The sequence below is a fragment of the Pseudoalteromonas sp. SWYJZ19 genome (assembly GCF_015864375.1).
In the GTDB taxonomy this organism is placed as follows: Bacteria; Pseudomonadota; Gammaproteobacteria; order Enterobacterales; family Alteromonadaceae; genus Pseudoalteromonas; species Pseudoalteromonas arctica.
The window spans coordinates 375,937-395,682 of sequence record NZ_JADYXI010000002.1 but is presented as its reverse complement, the minus strand read 5'-3'; the positions used below and the strand labels follow the sequence as shown (position 1 = coordinate 395,682).

The 19,746-nt window shown below is 39.7% G+C and carries 14 protein-coding genes and 1 tRNA gene; 4 read left to right on the top strand and 11 right to left on the bottom strand.

Annotation, left to right across the window (positions count from 1 at the left end; all coding sequences use genetic code 11):
• From pdxH to prfC, 3 genes are all read right to left on the bottom strand, one after another.
• The gene (gene pdxH / locus I6F45_RS03715; protein ID WP_197159670.1) at positions 1-639 is read right to left on the bottom strand and encodes a pyridoxamine 5'-phosphate oxidase; all 639 of its coding nucleotides are present in this window, start codon (positions 637-639) and stop codon (positions 1-3) included.
• Positions 640-1,076: 437 nt separating this feature from the next.
• Positions 1,077-2,819: an arginine--tRNA ligase gene (gene argS, locus I6F45_RS03710; protein ID WP_197159669.1), complete on the bottom strand. Its 1,743-nt coding sequence runs from the start codon at positions 2,817-2,819 to the stop codon at positions 1,077-1,079.
• Positions 2,820-2,878: 59 nt separating this feature from the next.
• Positions 2,879-4,468 (bottom strand): peptide chain release factor 3, encoded by a 1,590-nt coding sequence (prfC, locus tag I6F45_RS03705; RefSeq protein ID WP_007581628.1) that lies wholly within the window; start codon positions 4,466-4,468, stop codon positions 2,879-2,881.
• Between the two features lie 853 nt (positions 4,469-5,321).
• Between prfC and I6F45_RS03700 the strand changes: the two genes are divergently transcribed.
• Positions 5,322-7,988 (top strand): ATP-binding protein, encoded by a 2,667-nt coding sequence (locus I6F45_RS03700; RefSeq protein WP_197159667.1) that lies wholly within the window; start codon positions 5,322-5,324, stop codon positions 7,986-7,988.
• Between the two features lie 75 nt (positions 7,989-8,063).
• Here the strand turns inward: I6F45_RS03700 and rimI are convergent, their stop codons facing one another.
• The 5 genes from rimI to guaB form a co-directional block, all read right to left on the bottom strand.
• On the bottom strand, positions 8,064-8,531 hold the full coding sequence (gene rimI / locus I6F45_RS03695; protein WP_197159657.1) for a ribosomal protein S18-alanine N-acetyltransferase: 468 nt from the start codon (positions 8,529-8,531) through the stop codon (positions 8,064-8,066).
• Positions 8,518-8,823: a hypothetical protein gene (locus I6F45_RS03690; RefSeq protein WP_010553170.1), complete on the bottom strand. Its 306-nt coding sequence runs from the start codon at positions 8,821-8,823 to the stop codon at positions 8,518-8,520. Before I6F45_RS03690 ends, rimI begins: the two co-directional genes overlap by 14 nt.
• Before the next feature lie 64 nt (positions 8,824-8,887).
• A tRNA-Trp gene (locus I6F45_RS03685) sits at positions 8,888-8,964 on the bottom strand.
• 155 nt (positions 8,965-9,119) lie between these two features.
• The gene (gene guaA, locus I6F45_RS03680; RefSeq protein WP_197159649.1) at positions 9,120-10,697 is read right to left on the bottom strand and encodes a glutamine-hydrolyzing GMP synthase; all 1,578 of its coding nucleotides are present in this window, start codon (positions 10,695-10,697) and stop codon (positions 9,120-9,122) included.
• Between the two features lie 265 nt (positions 10,698-10,962).
• On the bottom strand, positions 10,963-12,432 hold the full coding sequence (gene guaB / locus I6F45_RS03675) for an IMP dehydrogenase (RefSeq protein ID WP_165727594.1): 1,470 nt from the start codon (positions 12,430-12,432) through the stop codon (positions 10,963-10,965).
• 135 nt (positions 12,433-12,567) lie between these two features.
• Here guaB and xseA point away from each other — a divergent pair, with 135 nt between their 5' ends.
• Positions 12,568-13,908: an exodeoxyribonuclease VII large subunit gene (gene xseA / locus I6F45_RS03670; protein WP_165721065.1), complete on the top strand. Its 1,341-nt coding sequence runs from the start codon at positions 12,568-12,570 to the stop codon at positions 13,906-13,908.
• Positions 13,909-13,920: 12 nt separating this feature from the next.
• On the opposite strand, the gene I6F45_RS03665 is transcribed toward xseA, so the two are convergent.
• Positions 13,921-14,601, bottom strand: a complete 681-nt coding sequence (locus I6F45_RS03665) for a hypothetical protein (protein WP_165740795.1) — start codon at positions 14,599-14,601, stop codon at positions 13,921-13,923.
• Positions 14,602-14,636: 35 nt separating this feature from the next.
• Positions 14,637-15,455 carry a serine O-acetyltransferase gene (gene cysE / locus I6F45_RS03660; RefSeq protein ID WP_165727596.1) on the bottom strand — a complete coding sequence of 273 codons (819 nt, stop codon included), beginning with the start codon at positions 15,453-15,455 and terminating at the stop codon, positions 14,637-14,639.
• A gap of 344 nt (positions 15,456-15,799) precedes the next feature.
• Between cysE and I6F45_RS03655 the strand changes: the two genes are divergently transcribed.
• Together I6F45_RS03655 and I6F45_RS03650 are read left to right on the top strand one after the other, a co-directional pair.
• On the top strand, positions 15,800-16,204 hold the full coding sequence (locus I6F45_RS03655; RefSeq protein WP_197139946.1) for a hypothetical protein: 405 nt from the start codon (positions 15,800-15,802) through the stop codon (positions 16,202-16,204).
• A 1-nt stretch (position 16,205) separates the two neighbouring features.
• A complete protein-coding gene (locus I6F45_RS03650) occupies positions 16,206-16,526 on the top strand; it encodes a helix-turn-helix domain-containing protein (RefSeq protein ID WP_024598636.1) in 321 nt (106 codons plus the stop codon).
• A gap of 191 nt (positions 16,527-16,717) precedes the next feature.
• On the opposite strand, the gene I6F45_RS03645 is transcribed toward I6F45_RS03650, so the two are convergent.
• A complete protein-coding gene (locus I6F45_RS03645; RefSeq protein ID WP_165740794.1) occupies positions 16,718-19,600 on the bottom strand; it encodes a M16 family metallopeptidase in 2,883 nt (960 codons plus the stop codon).
• Positions 19,601-19,746: the final 146 nt, after the last annotated feature.

Sequence of the window (19,746 nt, the reverse complement as noted above, 5' to 3'; positions counted from 1 at the left end):
TTAAGGGTTTAAGCGTGTAATTTGCCAGCTGTTATCTGCTTGGCGCTGATATATAAAGCGATCATGCAAACGATGCGCCCCACCTTGCCAAAACTCAATTTTAGTGGGTACTACACAATATCCGCCCCAAAAATCAGGCAATGGAATTTCACATTTAGCAAACTTACTTTTCATGTTGGCGAAGGTTTCCATTAGTACTTTACGTGATGACACCGGACGACTTTGCGCTGATGCCCATGCAGCTAATTGGCTTTCTTTAGGACGAGATAAAAAGTACTTTGCCACAGCAGAGGTAGGTAATGGTTTAGCCTCGCCATATACAATAACTTGGCGTTCCATGTGGTGCCACGGAAAGTGCAGCGATATTTTATTATTACCTTTAAGCTCTTGCGCTTTACGCGAACCTGTATTGGTAAAAAATACAAAACCGTTATCATCCAGATGCTTTAAAAGCACAATGCGCTGTGAAGGTTGACCGGTTTCATCAACAGTTGCTACAACCATCGCAGTTGGATCGGGTAACTGGCTTGCCACTGCATGCTCAAGCCATGTTTCAAACTGCTTGAATGGATCATCTTGCAAGTTATCTTCGCTTAACGCGTCTTGCAGGTATTCACGGCGGATATCTTCGAGTTTCATAACAAGTCCTTTAAATAAAGCCTTAGAAAAGAGCTTAGAGTAGCGAGCTTAAAACAATGGATGTTGAGTAGTAACAAATATTAAGATTCAGGTGCATGCGATAGCAATAAACATAGAGTCTCAGGCGTATCGTTGGGTTTCGTTTCACTCAACCCAACCTACAACGTAAACTACACAACTCAGATATCTGCAAGTGTAGAAGTGCTGACAAGACGGAGTGCTTTTTTATGCCAAGGAGCATACATTTAGTATGTGACTTAGGCTAAAAAAGCACGACAACGCAGTCAAAGCGAACTACACGCAGCAGACGGTTCACCTAAGTAGTTTAGCCTAAGACAAGGCATCCAACCCGACTTATCCCTATGAGCATACGGTTTGTATGTGATTAGGGTAAGTTGGGGTGGATAACGCAGTATTAGGTTAAAATACGACGGTGATTACATTTGCTCCATGACTTCAATGCCGAGTAAGTCCAATCCCGTTTCTAATGTTCTTGAAACCAAATTACACAACACTAAACGGCTATCGCGCACGCTTGGCTCTACGCCCTCTTTAAGTACTGGGCAGGCTTCGTAAAATGTCATGTATAAGCTTGCTAGCTCATATAAGTAACCACATAGTACGTGCGGTGTTGCTTCGCTGATCATTAAATCAAGTACTTCTTCAAGCTGTAGTAGCTTAAGTGCTAGTGCTTTTTCTTGAGGCTCAATAATTGCAACATCTGAATTTAATGTAGCTGCATCAACGCCTGACTTACGGAAAATACTGCGTATACGTGTATAAGCATATTGTAAATAAGGAGCGGTTGCGCCTTCAAAGCTTAGCATGCTGTCCCAGTTAAAAATGTAATCGCTGGTACGGTGCTTAGAAAGGTCGGCGTATTTAACTGCGCCAATACCTACTTTACGTGCAATCTCGCTGCGATCGCTATCACTTAAATCCGATTCACGTTCAGCTAGTTTTGCAGCTGCACGGTTAATTGATTCTTCTAATAAGTCAGCAAGTTTTACTGTGCCGCCAGTACGTGTTTTAAATGGTTTGTTATCGGCGCCCATCATGGTGCCAAACGGGCAAAACTCGTAACTTGTTTCGTCTCGTAATAAACCTGCTTTACGCGCTGTTAGCTCTACTTGATTAAAGTGTAGATTTTGACGTGCATCTACAAAAATTAAGATACGATCAGCACCTAATTTATTTGAACGATAATCACATGCCGCTAAATCTGTTGTTGCATATAAAAAACCACCGCCAGATTTTTGTACGATAAACGCAGATGGTTCACCATCTTTGTTGGCAAGTTCATCTAAAAACACAACTTGCGCGCCTTGCGACTCTACTGCAATATTTTTATCTTTAAGTAGGCTAATAATATCGTTAAGTTCTGCGTTGTATGCGCTTTCAGCCATAATATCAGCTTGAGTAAGTGTTACATTTAAACGCTTGTATACTTCTTCAGAGTGCTTAACTGAGGTAGCTATAAACAGTTTCCAAAGTTTTTCACAGTGCGCATCGCCGCCTTGTAATTTAACAACGTAATTACGTGCTTTATCAGCAAAGCCTTCTTCGTCGTCAAAGCGTTTTTTAGCATCGCGGTAAAAGGTTTCTAAATCAGCAAGCGCTACAGAATCTAAATCAACACCTTGGCTAATTTGATCTTCTAAATGCGCGATTAACATACCAAATTGCGTGCCCCAATCACCCATGTGATTTTGACGTACAACCGTATCACCTCTAAATTCAAGCGCACGTACAATTGAGTCACCAATAATGGTTGAACGTAAATGGCCTACGTGCATTTCTTTAGCAAGGTTTGGTGATGAATAGTCAACAACCACTTTTTGCGGGTTAGCATGCTCGTTTACAGCAAGCTTTGCATCACTGTTAGCGGCTTGTACGCTTTGAGCTAAAAACTCAGGCTTTAAATGAATATTAATAAAACCTGGGCCAGCAATTTCAGTCTTTTGAGCAATATCGCTTACATCAAGATTATCTATAATTTTTTGCGCAAGCTCACGTGGATTGCTTTTCATTTTTTTAGCCGCGCCCATTGCTGCATTAATTTGGTAATCACCAAATTGTGGACGTGTGCTTTGTGTTACTGCTGGGTTTGTATCTTCAGGTAAGCCTGCGCCCGCCATAGCGGCAATGGCTTTTTCGATTAAAATAGTACGAATATTCATATTTTTTACCTTTGTAAGCCCGCCAAAGCAGGCTTTCAGTTAACTGTAGTCAGTCGATTCTAGTTTTCGCGAGTGTGGTTAAATGTCACTTCTGGGTAACGCTCTACCGATAAGTTAAGATTTACACGGCTCGGCGCAATGTAAGTTAAGTTATCGCCACCATCGAGTGCTAAATTACTTTCGCACTTGCGCTTAAAGTCTTCAAACTTTTTCACATCGTCGCTGCTTACCCAACGCGCTGTATTTACGTTTACACCTTCGTAAATAGCATCTACGTTATATTCGGCTTTTAAGCGCGCTACAACTACATCAAACTGAAGTACACCTACCGCGCCCACAATTAAATCGTTGTTTATAAGCGGTCTAAATACCTGCACAGCACCTTCTTCAGAAAGCTGTACTAAGCCTTTTAATAATTGCTTTTGCTTAAGCGGATCGCGAAGACGAATACGGCGGAATAATTCAGGCGCAAAGTTAGGGATACCACTAAATTTAAGCTTTTCGCCTTGTGTGAACGTATCACCAATTTGAATGGTACCGTGGTTATGCAAACCAATAATATCGCCCGCGTAAGCGTCAGCTGCGCGCTCACGATCGCCCGCCATAAAGGTTACCGCATCAGAAATGCTCACTTGCTTGCCAATTCGCACGTGATTCATTTTCATGCCTTGGCTATACTTACCCGATACAATACGCATAAATGCAATACGGTCACGGTGTTTAGGGTCCATGTTGGCCTGAATTTTAAATACAAAACCAGTAAAGTTTTCTTCAGTTGCAACAATAAGTCTGTCTTCGGTTTCACGAGGCAGTGGCGTTGGTGCCCATTTAGTTAAACCATCTAAAACGTGGTCAACACCAAAGTTACCAAGTGCGGTACCGTAATAAACTGGCGAAAGCTCACCGGCTAAAAACAGATCTAAATCAAATTCGTTTGATGCGCCAATAACAAGCTCAAGCTCATCGCGTAATTGCGCAGCTAAATCTTCACCAATGGCAATATCAAGTTCTGGGTTATCAAGACCTTTAATGGTACGAACTTCTTGAATTTTATGACCCTGACCTGTTTTGTATAAAACAGCTTCGTCATTATGAATGTGATAAACACCTTTGAACTCTTTACCACAGCCAATTGGCCAAGTAATGGGTGCACAGGCAATATTTAGCTCTGTTTCAACTTCGTCAAGCACTTCCATTGGGTCGCGAATTTCACGGTCACATTTATTCATAAACGTAACAATTGGCGTTGTACGCAGGCGTGTAACTTCCATTAGCTTACGGGTACGATCTTCTACACCCTTTGCCGCATCAATAACCATTAAACACGAATCTACCGCAGTTAATGTGCGGTAAGTATCTTCCGAGAAATCTTCATGTCCTGGAGTATCAAGTAAATTAACAAGTGCGTTGTTATATGGAAACTGCATTACAGAGGTAGTAACAGATATACCACGCTCTTTTTCCATTTCCATCCAGTCAGACTTTGCATGCTGGTTAGAGCCACGGCCTTTTACAGTGCCGGCTCGTTGAATAGCTTGTCCGAATAACAATACTTTTTCGGTAATGGTTGTTTTACCAGCATCTGGGTGAGAGATGATAGCAAAGGTTCGTCGTTTATTAATTTCGCTAAGGAGATTTTGATCTGCCATTAAAAAAGTTCTTTTAGTTTGTATACGGATATTATCCACTTTAAGTATGCTGAGCTTTCAAGGCTTAAATAATACCAATTGCATTAAATTAGCGTTCTATTATAGCGATAATAAAATAGCGCAATAACAAGGCGAAATTATCACATAGAGTTATTCTCTATGAATAATTTTTAACGTAGTTAGTGAGTTATTTAATACGCTAGAACGATCTTGTTTTTAATAAAATTGGTATAGAGCAACCTCGAAAGCTCAACACACCATCAGAAAAGCCCTAAATTGGCCCTTCACATGCGATCCGTTATGTTAATCGTAATTGAAGACTATTTTCGCTGATCTTGGCCTTATAAACAATCAATGGTTGGTTATTAGCTGATCTTTTTTATCAATATGGATTTTGGGAAGCCTAACTGCAAATGAGGTACAAAAAAATCAGTAATAAGCCAAATAAATAGAATCAGCACACAATACACCAAGCCCCTGCACACCATTAGAATTTTTAAGCCTTGCTTGAGAATATAACCTAGTGGCCCGGCTAACAGCCCTGCGTTAACCCACTGGTATTTATAACTAAGAGTAAATTAGAAAATTTAATTTTAAGTGATAGCATTTATCTTTAAAAAAATGACTTTAAAAGATGTAAATTTATGTAAACTTTTTTGAACAATAAAATAACAGTTATAAGCATGTAACTTATTAAATTAAAATAACTTAATAAAATAAAAAAACACCAATACAGAGCTAAATACCATGTAACTACTGATTGTAATTTAGCCACCAAGACCGCCACAAGCTTGTGTAATAAAGTCGTAACGCATATTATTGATAGATTGCATGGAGGATAAGTCGTTTGGTCATGAAAACCAGTAAGTTAAGTATTAGATTATTATGGTATATAACACCCCTTGTTATTCTACCGCTGCTATTTTTAGGTGGCTTTACGCTCACCAATGTAACTAATTCAACACAAAAACAAGCTGATTTAATAATGAGCCGTTTTGTTGAGCAACAACAGCAAAAAATATTTAATTATATCGACTCTTTTCACTCTACAGCAAAACTACTTTCAACCTCGCCAGTACTTAGTGATTTTTTAGCAAACGACATTCGTGCCAACGGTAATTACACCCGAAAACTTGGCGCGCTTATGGATGTATTTGCCAGTTACAGTGAGGCTTATCCCGATATAATTAGCATTAATTTAGTTTCAGCCAGTGGGAAAAGCGATGCCTACTACTCTAACAACCTAACAACAGCGCCTAAAAGCTACCCGTTTTTTAATCAAGTATTGCAAAGTAATTTAAGTAAACAGCAATTTATGATTCAAAAGGATGATGGCACCACTAGTTTATATTTTATTCAACGAATTTATAGTGTTGATTACTATTTAAAACGACCACAGCAGCTTGGTTTTATTGTAATACATATAGAACCTTCAATACTAAACTCTAGTATTTTAGAAGCGCCATATAACAACACGCTTAATTTAATGTTGACTAAAGACGGGAAAATTTTATTTAGCTCCGATTATAATATGCGTGGCCAATACATAAGCGAGTACGAACTTAATCAAGTGCACGACCTCGCTGATATCGGCATGCTTTCAACTATTGAACTCTCAAGCATAGACAAAATAGAGCGAATGATTTTTGCAGTGCAAATGCCCGGCGGATATTATTACGTATCGACCATTCCCAAAGGGGTGCTTTATCAATCAGGTAAAGCCATAAGTTTAATAACAGGCTTAATTGTTATTATTTCGGTGATCACCCTGCCAATATTAATTTTTGTAGTGGTCCGCAATTTATTACTTAACCCAATTGAGTTACTCGGGGCTGCGAGTCATCGTGTTGGTGATGGCGATTTGTCGGTGCACTTACCAGCTCATACAAATGATGAAGTAGGTGTTTTATTTAACGACTTTAACCACATGGTTAATCAAATAAGGCACTACCAACAACAGCTTGAAGAATACAAACACCACCTTGAAGATAAAGTGGAAAGTCGTACCCAAGCACTTGAAGCTATGAACAGCCAACTTGAGTTAGCTATTGGCCAAGCTGAGCAAGCTAATCAACTTAAGAGTCGTTTTTTAGCTAACATGAGTCACGAAATACGCACGCCGCTCACGGCCATTATGGGCTTTACAGAGCAGTTACTACACAACGATAAAGTAGCGAATGACAAACAACACCTAAGCACTATTTTACGTAATTCAAAACACTTACTAGAGTTAATAAATAACATACTCGATTTATCTAAAATTGAAGCTGAAAAGCTGGCTGTTGATTTGTCAGCGTTAAACGTAGTGCAGCTTGTGCACGACATTGAATCAATTATTCAACCACTGGCACAAGAAAAAAAATTAACCCTTAATATCGACTATCAACTGCCGCTACCCCGCACCATTTATAGTGATGTGACCCGCTTAAAACAAATACTTATAAACATTGCTAATAACGCCGTTAAATTTACCGAAAATGGTAGCGTGTCTATTTGTGTGCATTATTTACAAGCAAGTCAAAAGCTAGAGTTTGTAATTAAAGATACTGGTATTGGTATGTCTGAGCATCAAATAGAACGTGTATTTAAGCCGTTTGAACAGGCCGATGCCACAACTACACGCCGTTTTGGTGGTACAGGTCTTGGGTTGTGTATTTCTAAAAACTTAGCACTGTTACTTGGTGGCGATGTAAACCTTGAAAGTGAAGTGGGTGTAGGTAGCCGAGTTACAATTAGGGTGGCATGTCAGCTATCTGATGATCAACCAATGCTTGAGTTTTTAACGCAAGAAAGCCAGTTAATACCAGAGAAAGATCCTCTCTTATCGTTTGCAACCAATAGCTTCGACGCCAATATATTAGTGGCTGAGGATAACCCAGATAACCAACTATTAATTAAATTATTACTGCAAACCTGGGGTCTTGAACCCGATATTGCCAGTAATGGCGCACAAGCTGTAGAAATGGCGCTCGTAAACGACTACCAACTTATTATTATGGATATGCAAATGCCTGTAATGGGCGGATTAGAAGCGACTAAAATGCTTCGTCATGCAGCGTATGATGGCCCTATCATTGCCCTTACTGCCAATGTAATGAACCATGATATAGGCACTTATCTAGAAGCTGGTTGCGACAAAGCACTGGCTAAACCCATTGATAAAGATGCTCTGGAAAACGTACTCGTAAGCTACCTGCATCTTGAAAAAGATAATCAAAATAAATGGGATAGCCTATTAAAGAGCGAAAAGTTTCAGCAAATTGCCGATAATTACTTAGCTAACTTACCTACATATTTAGAAGAAGTTAAAGCTTTGCAGCATTGTGATGATTGGGAAGCATTAAGAGGTATAGCGCACAGTGTTAAAGGCAGTTCTGGATGCTTTAACTTTGATGAAATTTACCATAGCGCTGCGGCACTTGAAGAGAACTTAAAAAGTAACAATAAAGTACCAAGAGACGAGCTGGTAAATGATTTAATAGCAGCCATTGAGCAAGCAATTAGCGACAAAGTAACCTAAAAAGCAAACTTACAAAACTGTACAAATGCAGTACTTTAACGGCTCTATATTTTAAATGCTAATTACCGACTTTAATTATGAAAAGTTTAAACCTAGCGCCATACCCATTAAAATAGCGTCTTCAAAGCCATTTTTAGCAGGGTTATCGCTTGGGTAGTAGTTTTTACGCACTGACATCTCAGCAAAGCCTGCGCGCTCATACAGCGCAATAGCACGCGTATTTGATTCGCGAACTTCTAAAAAGAGGTTTTCAGCATTTTGCTGCTCACCATATTCAATAAACTGCGCTAACAACTGCCTTGCAATACCCTTACCCTGGTGACTTGGTGTTACACAAATATCCATAAGTGTAAAATCAGGCCCTGCTTTTTCACCAATATAAAAACCAATCATGTTAGCCTCATCAAATGCGGCAACATTAAAATAGCGCCCACCTATGCATGAACTCATTGTATTTAAAGTCCACGGATGGCTATGACACGCTGTTTCGATGGCCATTAATTGAGGTATTGCAGTTTCATCTACTGATTTAAAGTTTATCAAGGTGTTTACTCATTAAAGCCCATAAAGCACGCTTCTCAGAGGCGTTGAGCTGTGGGGTTGGCAATGTAAGCTTATTATCGTTTAATTGCATCTCACTGCCCTGTACAACGCTATTTATAATAATAGGCTCTGCACTGAGTTTAATGTCTGCAAGTAGTTGCTCATTTAGCGTTAAAGAACTAGCTATCGTGCTTTGCGATAAAGTATTAGCTTGATCATTTGCTTGAGGACAATAATGTTGATTGAGTTCAAGATTTTCTATATCAAAAATAGCTGCGTAACGTGGATGCATAACAACTCAGTAGATTAGACATTTGAACAATATAAGAAGTAATAAAAACGATGTAAAGAAGAAATGGCAGGGGCGGAGAGATTCGAACTCCCAACCATCGGTTTTGGAGACCGCTGTTCTACCAATTGGAACTACGCCCCTGCAATGACGACGAATTATAGAGAAGTTTCGCCAAAGGTAAAGAGAAAAATCACTCTTTTAGTTTAACTGCTTTTTAAATAAACAAAACGGCGAATTAGCATGCTAATTCGCCATTTTTTAATCACTTAAAATTAGTTAATTAAAACTAAAATTAATTATTCCCATTCGATAGTTGCAGGTGGTTTACCTGAAATATCGTAAACAACACGAGAAATACCATCTATTTCGTTAATGATACGGTTTGATACCACACCTAAAAACTCATAAGGTAAATGTGACCAGCGCGCTGTCATAAAGTCGATTGTTTCCACACAACGAAGTGATACAACCCAATCGTACTTACGTGCATCGCCCATAACCCCTACCGATTTTACAGGTAAGAATACAGTAAACGCTTGGCTTACTTTATGGTAGAGCTCAGCTTTGTGAAGCTCTTCGATGAAAATCGCATCAGCGCGGCGTAATAAATCACAGTATTCTTTTTTGATTTCACCAAGTACACGCACACCTAAACCTGGTCCAGGGAAAGGATGACGGTAAAGCATGTCGTACGGTAAACCTAGTTCTAGGCCAATTTTACGTACTTCATCTTTGAATAATTCACGTAATGGCTCAACAAGGCCCATTTTCATGTCATCTGGTAATCCACCCACATTGTGGTGAGATTTAATAACATGCGCTTTACCAGTTGCAGATGCCGCTGATTCAATTACATCAGGATAAATTGTACCTTGCGCTAACCATTTTGCATTTTTAAGCTTTTTGGCTTGCTCATCAAATACATTAATAAACGTATGACCAATGGCTTTACGTTTATCTTCTGGGTCTGACTTACCCGCTAGATCATTTAAAAACTGCTCTTCTGCTTCAACTTTAACAATATTTAAGCCAAATTTATTACCAAACATGTCCATTACTTGTTGGCCTTCGTTTAAACGAAGTAAACCATTATCAACAAATACACATGTTAGTCTTTCGCCAATTGCACGGTGAATAAGCATAGCCACAACCGATGAATCAACACCACCAGAAAGGCCTAAAATAACTTCGTCATCGCCAACTGTTTCTTTAATACGCTCGATAGCATCATCGATAATTTTTGCAGCAGTCCACAATTTTTCACAACCACAAATATCAATAGCAAAACGCTCTAATAAGCGCTGACCTTGATGCGTGTGTGTAACTTCTGGATGAAACTGTACACCGTAAAAACGTTTTTCTTCGTTAGACATTGCAGCATGTGGACAAGTAGATGTTTTAGCTGTTGTTGCAAAACCAGCTGGAATATCCATTACTTTGTCGCCATGGCTCATCCATACGTCGAGTATGCCGTTGCCGCCATCGGTAATGCTGTCTTCAATTGCATCAAATAATGCACAGTTGCCTACTTTTTCTACTTGTGCGTAACCAAACTCTTTTTTATCAGAGCTGTGTACACTTCCGCCAAGTTGAGCTGCCATTGTTTGCATGCCATAACAAATGCCTAACACAGGAACGCCTGCATTAAATACATACTCTGGAGCGCGCGGGCTGTTTTCAAGCGTTGTTGATTCTGGGCCACCAGAAAGAATAATACCTTGTGGGTTGAACTCGCGGATTTGCTCTTCAGTCACATCCCATGCCCATAGCTCACAGTAAACACCAATTTCGCGGATACGGCGCGCGATTAATTGCGTGTATTGTGAACCAAAGTCTAAAATGAGAATTCGTGAATCGTGAATATCTTTGCTCATGGGGTATCTCGTAAAGTCTGATGCCAAATGCCGCTTTGAATACCAATTTTATTAAACATTACTAATTCTTGCAGGCCAAATAACTCTCTAACCACGTTAAAAACTTCTTATTTAGAAGAAACTAAAAATCGAAATTTTTGCCTCGTTATTGAGCCATTTATCTGTCGCAATAATTGACCACTTTATTAATGCAATTGGTATTTATATAAACGACTAAAAAGAGGGCTTGCAAAGCAAGCCCAGTATATTAAATTTATTACGTTGCTTAACCTAAGCGGTAATTTGGTGCTTCTTTAGTGATTTGCACGTCGTGTACGTGCGACTCACCCATACCTGCTGAAGTAACGCGTACAAACTGTGGTTTTGTATTAAGCTCTTCAATTGTTGCACAACCCGTTAAGCCCATAGCACTACGTAAGCCACCTACTTGCTGATGAATAATCGTTGCAATTGGGCCTTTGTAAGCTACGCGACCTTCAATACCTTCTGGTACTAACTTGTCTGCTTCGTTTGATTTTTGGAAGTAACGATCTGATGAACCTTCTTTTTGATCCATCGCGCCCAATGAGCCCATACCACGGTAAGATTTGTAATAACGACCTTGGTACAACTCAACTTCACCTGGTGCTTCTTCAGTACCAGCAAGAAGAGAACCCACCATTACACACGATGCACCAGCAACAAGTGCCTTAACAATATCGCCAGAAAAACGAATGCCGCCATCAGCAATTACAGGAATGTCGCGACCTTTTAAGCCTTCAACAGCATCTGAAATAGCGGTAATTTGTGGAACGCCACAACCGGTAACAATACGTGTAGTACAAATAGAACCTGGGCCGATACCTACTTTAACTGCATCGGCACCCGCATCAGCAAGTGCAATCGCACCTTCAGCTGTTGCTATGTTGCCTGCAATAATTTGTAAGTCTGGGTACTCTTTGCGAGTTTTAGTAACACGATCAATAACACCTTGAGAATGACCATGCGATGTATCGATAAGTAAAACATCAATACCCGCTTCTACTAATGCAGCAATACGCTCATCAGTACCTGCACCAACACTTACAGCAGCACCTACACGTAAACGACCTTGGTCGTCTTTACATGCGTCTGGTTTGTCTTGGGCTTTTTGGTAATCTTTTACTGTTATCATGCCTTTAAGTTTAAAAGCGTCATCAACAACAAGGATTTTTTCAATGCGGTGTTCGTGCATTAAGCCTAAAATTTCTTCGCGAGCTGCGCCTTCTTTAACGGTAACAAGCTTTTCTTTTTTAGTCATAACGGTAGAAACAGGCTGTTCAAGCTTAGTTTCAAAACGCATGTCACGGCTAGTTACAATACCAACAAGTACATTGTCGCTATCGGTAACTGGAAAGCCTGAAAAACCTTTTTCGTGTGAAAGCTCAATAGCGTCTGCTATTGTTAAATCGGCAGTCACCGTTACAGGGTATGAAACAATACCTGCTTCGTAGGTTTTAACTTTACGTACGTTTTTCGCTTGTTCTTCAATAGTCATGTTTTTATGAATAAAACCAAGACCACCTTCTTGCGCAAGGGCAATAGCTAAACGAGCTTCTGTAACAGTATCCATAGATGCTGAAATAAGCGGCAAGTTAAGTTTGATACCACGCGTTAAGCGAGTTGAAATATTTGCCGTGTGTGGCAAAACAGTAGAATGACCAGGTACTAAAAGTACGTCATCAAAGGTAAGAGCTTCTTTAGCGATTCTAAGCATTTTGGCAACTTCTCACATGTGGATCTAAGATAAGGAATTGCGGCCAAATTTTAACAGCGTTGTTGCCATGAGTAAATAATATTTAGCAAATATTTATGATAAAGTAGTGCAATAAATAGTTTTAGGTTGTTTTTTATGTTTTCGAAGCCTTCGCAGGCGGTTTACACCGTTTCACGCCTTAATAGAGAAATTCGCACAATCCTTGAGCAAGGTTTTGCATCTTTAGTGCTCACGGGCGAAATTTCTAACTTTATTACCCCTGCATCTGGACATTGGTACTTTTCGTTAAAAGACGATAAAGCACAAATTAAAGCCGCAATGTGGCGAGGCAATAATCGCAACCAAAGCTACCGCCCTGTAAATGGCGCACAAGTTACAGTAAAAGCGCGTGTATCGCTTTATGAACCTCGCGGTGACTACCAGCTTATTGTTGAGCATATGGAACCCGCAGGCGAAGGTCAGCTAAAACAAGAATTTGATGCGCTTAAAATGCGTTTAGCCGCCGAAGGATTATTTAGCTCTGCTCACAAACAGCCATTACCCCAAAATATTAATCGCATTGGTGTTATTACCTCAGCAACCGGCGCTGCTATAAAAGATATTTTAACGGTACTCAAACGCCGTGCACCGCAGCTAGAAGTCATCATTTACCCTGCTATGGTACAAGGCAAAGAAGCGCACGTGCATTTAATTAACCAAATTGAATTAGCCAACACACGTGATGAAGTAGACGTACTTATTTTAGGGCGAGGCGGCGGATCACTTGAAGATTTATGGTGTTTTAATCACGAACAGCTCGCCCGCGCTATTTTCAAAAGTGAATTACCGATAGTAAGTGCGGTAGGCCACGAAATAGATACCACTATTAGCGATTACGTTGCTGATGTTCGTGCAGCGACTCCATCAGCCGCAGCTGAGCTTGTAAGCCCTAATACGCAAGAGTTACACAACAAAGTAACGCAATTAGTTAATCGTTTATCTAACGCGTTTAAGCACGGCATTGCCGACAAGCGCGCACTAGCAACGCAGTTACAACACCGCCTTAATTTATGTCATCCGCGTAATCAGCTTAATCAAAAATCACAACGTTTGGATGAGCTAAGCATTGCGCTGCAACAGGCGATGCGTAATCGTTTATACCAACAAGAACGCACACTCAATAACTTAACGCCGCGTTTAATGCGCCAATCACCCGATAAAAAACTCGCTACAGCAAGCCATCAACTTTCGCAATTACAAGCTAGGCTAAACCAAGCTATACAACATCAGTTACAGCAAGCGAATAATAGCTTAGCACTGCAAGCAAGCAGGTTAGATTCAGTAAGTCCGCTTAATGTTTTAGCGCGCGGCTATAGCATCACTAAAACACAACAAGGCAAAGTGGTTAAATCTGTGGGGCAAATTAAAACAGGCGATGTTTTGATTACAGAGCTCGTTGATGGCTCTATAGAATCACAGGTTATACCTGTTACATAAAGTTGGTATTACTTAAAACTCTGTACTTAGCAACAATTTAAGCTCGCTATCGCTTGATGTGGAGGTAGTGCTTTTAAATTGTTGCCAAAACTCTTGCTTCATCAACTCGTCGTTTAGCTCTCGCCATTGAGAATTATCAAATGTGTCGTTATCAGCGGGTGCGGCAAGTTCAAATTCACATATCGTCGTTTTACATTTTGCGCTAACAACATCGGGTATAATCGCTAAATCAGCTGTTAATAAAAAATCTTGTAATGCCATTTCAGTACGATAAGCCCATTCTTCGTCACGCGTTTGCTTTTCAAATTTATCACGTAAAATCTTCTCAAAATCTGAAGGACCTCTCATTTGCTTTAAAATGCTTTTAACTGTCGCTTTCTGCTCAGCAAGTTGCTGCTTAAGCTGAGTTACTTGCTCTTCTAAAGGTAGCTCATCAAGCATTTGGGTTTCTGAATAGGTTGGAGGCGTCTCTTCAGCGGGCTCTATACTAGCGACTTGCTCAGGTACTGCAGAGTCTGCATTACTTAATACCTCATTACTTTGTTGTCCAGTATGAAGCTTTTGCTGTTTTTCATAACTTGGCTGCGACTTAACAGATTCTGGATGACTTGAAGCTGCATTAAAGTAGCTCCAAGTTAAACCTACACCCGCAATAAACCCAATCCCTAGAGCCAATAAACTATTCTTGTTCATGTTAATTCCTTTTAAGTTTTATTATTTTTAATTACTTATAGCATTGCACTCGTGTGCGATTCGTTTTCAGGCTCAGGATTTGCTAAAAAGTTTTGGTTCATACTTTGCGCCGGACACTCACAATCCGGTCGACCAATAATTTTAGCGGGCACGCCAACAGCGGTTGTGTGTGGTGGAACATTGCTAAGTACAACTGAGCCCGCACCAATTCGTGCGCCCTCACCTACTTCAATATTACCAAGTACTTTAGCGCCGGCGCCAATTAATACGCCCGCTCTAATTTTGGGATGACGATCACCCTGCTCATTGCCTGTACCGCCAAGCGTTACAGATTGCAAAATTGATACATTATCTTCAATTACCGCTGTTTCACCAATAACAATACCGGTTGCGTGGTCAAACATAATGCCTTTACCCACTTTACATGCTGGGTGAATATCGACCCCAAACACTTCAGAGTTACGGCTTTGAATAAAGCGCGCTAGCTCTTTGCGGTTTTGTTGCCACAAGCAATTAGCCAAACGGTGCGCCTGAATAGCATGAAAACCTTTTAGATTTAATATAACCGTAAGATAGGTTTCTGATGCAGGGTCGCGGTCTTTTACCGCTTTAATATCCTCAGCAACAAAAGATAGCATACGGTCACATTTTACAAATGCTTGATCGAACAGCTCTCGGATAGTGAATGCCGATACCACCGCATCAGCCAACTTATTAGCAACAATAAAGCTCAATGCCGAACCTAAACAATCATGATTCAAAATGCATGAATAAACATGACTTGCTAATAATGGTTCACGTGTTACTACATCGTTAGCTTCTTCGCGAAGCTGTTGCCAAATTGCATGACGCATAATACTGCACTGCCTTAAGTTGATATAAAATAGCCTTTTCCCAAGTCTAACGGATTTAAAGCCTAAGGTGTTAATCCCTTAGTTATTTGTTCTGGTTATTAGATATAACTAGCAACCAGAAATGATATTTTAAATACGTACCCACTTTTTAGATTAAGCTATACGACAGTTGCTAAAATTTCCAATACATACTTAAAATATAATAAATTAATAAAAATCAAAAGCTAACAACATATGACAGTTCACCTGTCATATGCCAAAATACATACTGGCGTACAGCTGACGGCGTAAATAACAAAAACAAACGCTAAATTAGCATCATCAACTCAACAAGGATAACGATGATGAAAAACGATGTATTAAATACAAGAAAATTAGGTTACAAATTTTACTTTCAAGATGGCGATAATCAAATAGCGTGTTTTGGTAGCTACTTTACAGGGAAAGAAGAAGTATACGTAAATGATGAACTTATAAGTAATAAGCGTAACCAAAGGATTCACAGTGGCCATCAATTTAATATTGGTGACAATGATTTTAAAGTAATGTTTGAAATGCGTAATATTTTAACTGGCAGGTTAGAGTGCTCACTTTATAAAAATGGCCAATTTATAAAAAGTTATGAACAATCATCATTATTAAATAACCCAAAAACTTCGTTAAAAGTGCTTTTTGGCTGCTTTTTTGGAGGCCTAGTTGGTGGCTACTTGCTAATTATAATTTTAGAATTCTTGATTGGGAAATTTTAAAATGCAACTTAATCCTAAAACAATAAAAGAACTTAGGCAGCAATTTAATTGGACGCAACAGCAACTTGCCGATGCCTGCGATGTAAGCTTGAGAACAATCCAACGGGTAGAAAAAGAAGGCGCGGCATCAAAAGAAACCACAATGGCTTTATGCGCGGTTTTAGAAGTACGCCAGGGTAAATTAATTAAGCTTGATGAAGATACAACACCTCTCGGTGGTGCAACAACTTTAAACAAGCACACTATAACCACGGTGTTAGCATTGTCATCAGTAGTCAGCTTCATATTAGGCATGATAACTGTTTTTTTTATTATGAAATAAGGAGCTGCAGCAATGTCAAAATATGAGTCGAAAGAGCTACGTGGCCACATCACTTTAGTTGTAATAATAAGTGCAATGATACTTTTTGGGTTAGGTGTAAAAATTGGTTCAATACTATATCCAATACCATAAAAAATGCCCCAATATATGGGGCATTTTAATTATCTTAACTTATATAACTATTTAAACCTTCATTGAAATACTTTATCAACTTTCATCACTTCAATATTTTTTGCAGGAATTGCTAATTTGTAATCAGCAATTACTTTATCTTCAGCCACTAATTCGGCAGGTTTATCGGTATTGTAAACCATTGGTGATGTTTGCTCAGACGCTAAACGTTTTTGCATATCAGCGCCGTCTGCGGTTATAAACACATATTGAACGTTGTCTGTTTGTAGGTTTTCTTTAATAACGCGATTTACATCAGCAACGCTTAGCGTTTTAAGTTTGTTAGTTACGTAACTTACAAAGCTATCTGTGTTGTAAAATTCGCTATCAAGTGCGTAACCTAATTGGCGGTTTTGACTTGCAACCATTTGCGGTACAAAGTTAATTAAAAAGTTACGCGTGGCTTCAAAGTCATCTTCGCTCATACCATTTTTAATTAGCTTATCTAGCTCAAATAAAGCCGTACGAGTTGCAAAGTGCGCATCGTTATTAGAGCGAAGTGGGCGTAACCACACTTGAAATATTTGCTCAGAGCGCCCTAGGTTTGCATCAGGCTTGGTTTGAAACATACCACGTGGAAAGTATTCAATGTATGCGTAATCGCCGTAGTTCATGCCGCGGGTTTCACGAATGCGCTCATACAAAAAGCTGTTAGAACTACGGTGCTCACCAAAGTACGAACGCACAAGCCAAAGTGCTGTCCAGTCTTCGCTACTTCTTATTGTATCAATAGGAAAACCAAACGATACCGCAGTCGATTGCGCCGACTTTTCTACAATAGTTGCATGATGACCTTTAAGCGCTGGTGCATCAGGAATACTTAAACGGCTTTGATCACCTTTTGGTAGCGTTGCAAAATCGCTCATCATTTTAGCTTTAAGTTTTGCAGGCACAGCCCCAATTAAGCCAACCGTGAGTTTAGATTGCGTAAGCTCGCTGTTATAAAATGCTTTAACGTCATCCAGCGTCAACGCTTCTAAATCAGAAATATCACCGTAGTTGTAGCTTTCATAAGGATGATTTTTGTAAAGCGCGCTGTATAGCACTTCTTTGCCTAGCTCTTCATCGTTAGATGCTTTTAAGCCTGACTTAATACCGTCGATCATTTCTTTTTTGAGGCGTTTAAAGTCATCCTCTCTAAAGCCTGGGTTTAGTAATTGATCGCTCACAAGTGTATACCACTGCGACGCGTTATCTTTATGAATACGTCCTTGAAACGACAGCATTTCTTTATCTATTTGATAACCAAAGCTACCCGCAAGCGGATAAAGTGCTTTTTGAATATCTTTATAGCTTGTCGCCTCTGAGCCACCTTGTGCAAGCATAGCCGCAGTTAACGCAGCAACGCCTTTTTTGCCTTGAGGGTCGGCAGCCGCACCGGTATTGAATAAAAAGTTAACATCAATTAATGGCGAGCTATTGGTTTTATCAAGTACTTTAAATACAGGAGCCGCAGGTGCTTGTTTAAGCTTTGCAGTAAGCGCATTTAAATCAACTTCTTGCTCAAAACTTGGCGCTTCATCAAGTGCCGACATTGTTAATGTGGTACGTGCGTTATCAGTAAAGTATTTATTAGCAACGGCTTTAATATCTGCGCTGGTGATGTTATCTGCCGATTTATACAGCTGGTTTATAACCTCAGGATCGCGCTCAAAATGCATGTAGCTGGCAAGGGTTGATGCAATCGCTTGCGACGAATCTAAACCATTAATAAAGCTGTATTTAAGGTTCGATTTTAAATCACTCAGCTTTTGCTCATCAACAAGCTCAGTGCGTGCTTTTGCATAAGTTCGGTTAATGGCATCGCGTGCAGTGGCTAAATCGTCTGCGTTTTCTACTTTAACAAATACGTGTAATAAACCCGGATCTTTAGTCTCTGGGTTATAGGTAAACATTTGGCTGGCAATTTGTTTGTCGACCACTAGCTCTTGATATAAATCTGAATTACTTGAAAAATAAAGCTGTGAGATTAAATCAAGCGCCGCTCTGTCTTTTTTAGCAGGCTCCCACGCAGCGCCTTTGTACGATACAAGTAACCAATGACCTGGTAGCGCTTCATCTTGCTGGTGCAAATATTTTGGTGCTTGTTGAACAGGCTCTGCTTTAATGTCAGCAATATAGTTACCCTTTTTCCAGCTGCCCCAATGCTTTTTAACCATTGCCATTGTTGCTTGCGGGTCTACATCGCCCACAATAACAAGTGACACATACTCAGGCTTATAAAACTTAGCAAAAAATTCTTTACCATAGGCCATTTGATCAGGCATAGCTTCTATGTCTTTAAAAAAGCCCATAGTGGTGTGTTTATACGTGTGCTTATCAAACGCCTCTTCGCGTACAGCGCTTAATAATTTACGAATTGGGCTCGCGTTGTTTTTTAAGTACTCACCTTTTACCGTTTGTGCTTCTGTTCTAAATTGCTCTTCGGTGTAAGTTAAGTTTTGAAAAATATCAGCTTCAAGCTCAAGTACTTTATCAAGATGCTGCTTTGAAAAGTTTAAATGGTAGTTTGTAAAATCGTTTGTTGTATAAGCGCGGTTATCAACACCTGAATTTTTTAATATGTCTGAGTACACATCTTCAGGGTATTTTTGTGAGCCTTTAAACATCATGTGTTCAAAAAAGTGAGCAAAGCCTGTTTTGCCCTCTTCAACTTCGTTACGCGACCCAACCGATACCGGAATTTGCAGCGACACTACATCAGGGTAGTCGGTTTTAACAACCATGACACGTAAGCCGTTTTCTAGCTCTTCAATTAAATAATCTTGCGAGAAAACACGGTCATCAGCTTTATTTACTTGTTCTTGTTGTGCTGTTGTTTGCGTGCTTTGGTTTTGTTGCATGGCGCAACCTGTTAACGCCAGCGATACCGCTAAGCTGGTTGCTAATAATTTAAATTTCATTGTTGTCCCTTTTTAAATTGAGCAAATTTGTTGTCAGATTTAACTCTTTAATTATGCCCCAAAGCCAATAAATATAAGAGCCCAAAGGGAATTTATTATGTAAACAACTGTGTCAATTATAAATTATGGGAACAAGTACTATGAAT

Coding starts and splice junctions, on each gene's coding strand:
- I6F45_RS03690 (WP_010553170.1), bottom strand. CDS start 8,823: ATGCATCCACGTTACGCAGCTATTTTTGATATAGAAAATCTTGAACTC.
- argS (WP_197159669.1), bottom strand. CDS start 2,819: ATGAATATTCGTACTATTTTAATCGAAAAAGCCATTGCCGCTATGGCG.
- guaB (WP_165727594.1), bottom strand. CDS start 12,432: ATGCTTAGAATCGCTAAAGAAGCTCTTACCTTTGATGACGTACTTTTA.
- pdxH (WP_197159670.1), bottom strand. CDS start 639: ATGAAACTCGAAGATATCCGCCGTGAATACCTGCAAGACGCGTTAAGC.
- guaA (WP_197159649.1), bottom strand. CDS start 10,697: ATGAGCAAAGATATTCACGATTCACGAATTCTCATTTTAGACTTTGGT.
- prfC (WP_007581628.1), bottom strand. CDS start 4,468: ATGGCAGATCAAAATCTCCTTAGCGAAATTAATAAACGACGAACCTTT.
- I6F45_RS03655 (WP_197139946.1), top strand. CDS start 15,800: ATGAAAAACGATGTATTAAATACAAGAAAATTAGGTTACAAATTTTAC.
- xseA (WP_165721065.1), top strand. CDS start 12,568: ATGTTTTCGAAGCCTTCGCAGGCGGTTTACACCGTTTCACGCCTTAAT.
- cysE (WP_165727596.1), bottom strand. CDS start 15,455: ATGCGTCATGCAATTTGGCAACAGCTTCGCGAAGAAGCTAACGATGTA.
- I6F45_RS03665 (WP_165740795.1), bottom strand. CDS start 14,601: ATGAACAAGAATAGTTTATTGGCTCTAGGGATTGGGTTTATTGCGGGT.
- I6F45_RS03700 (WP_197159667.1), top strand. CDS start 5,322: ATGAAAACCAGTAAGTTAAGTATTAGATTATTATGGTATATAACACCC.
- I6F45_RS03650 (WP_024598636.1), top strand. CDS start 16,206: ATGCAACTTAATCCTAAAACAATAAAAGAACTTAGGCAGCAATTTAAT.
- I6F45_RS03645 (WP_165740794.1), bottom strand. CDS start 19,600: ATGAAATTTAAATTATTAGCAACCAGCTTAGCGGTATCGCTGGCGTTA.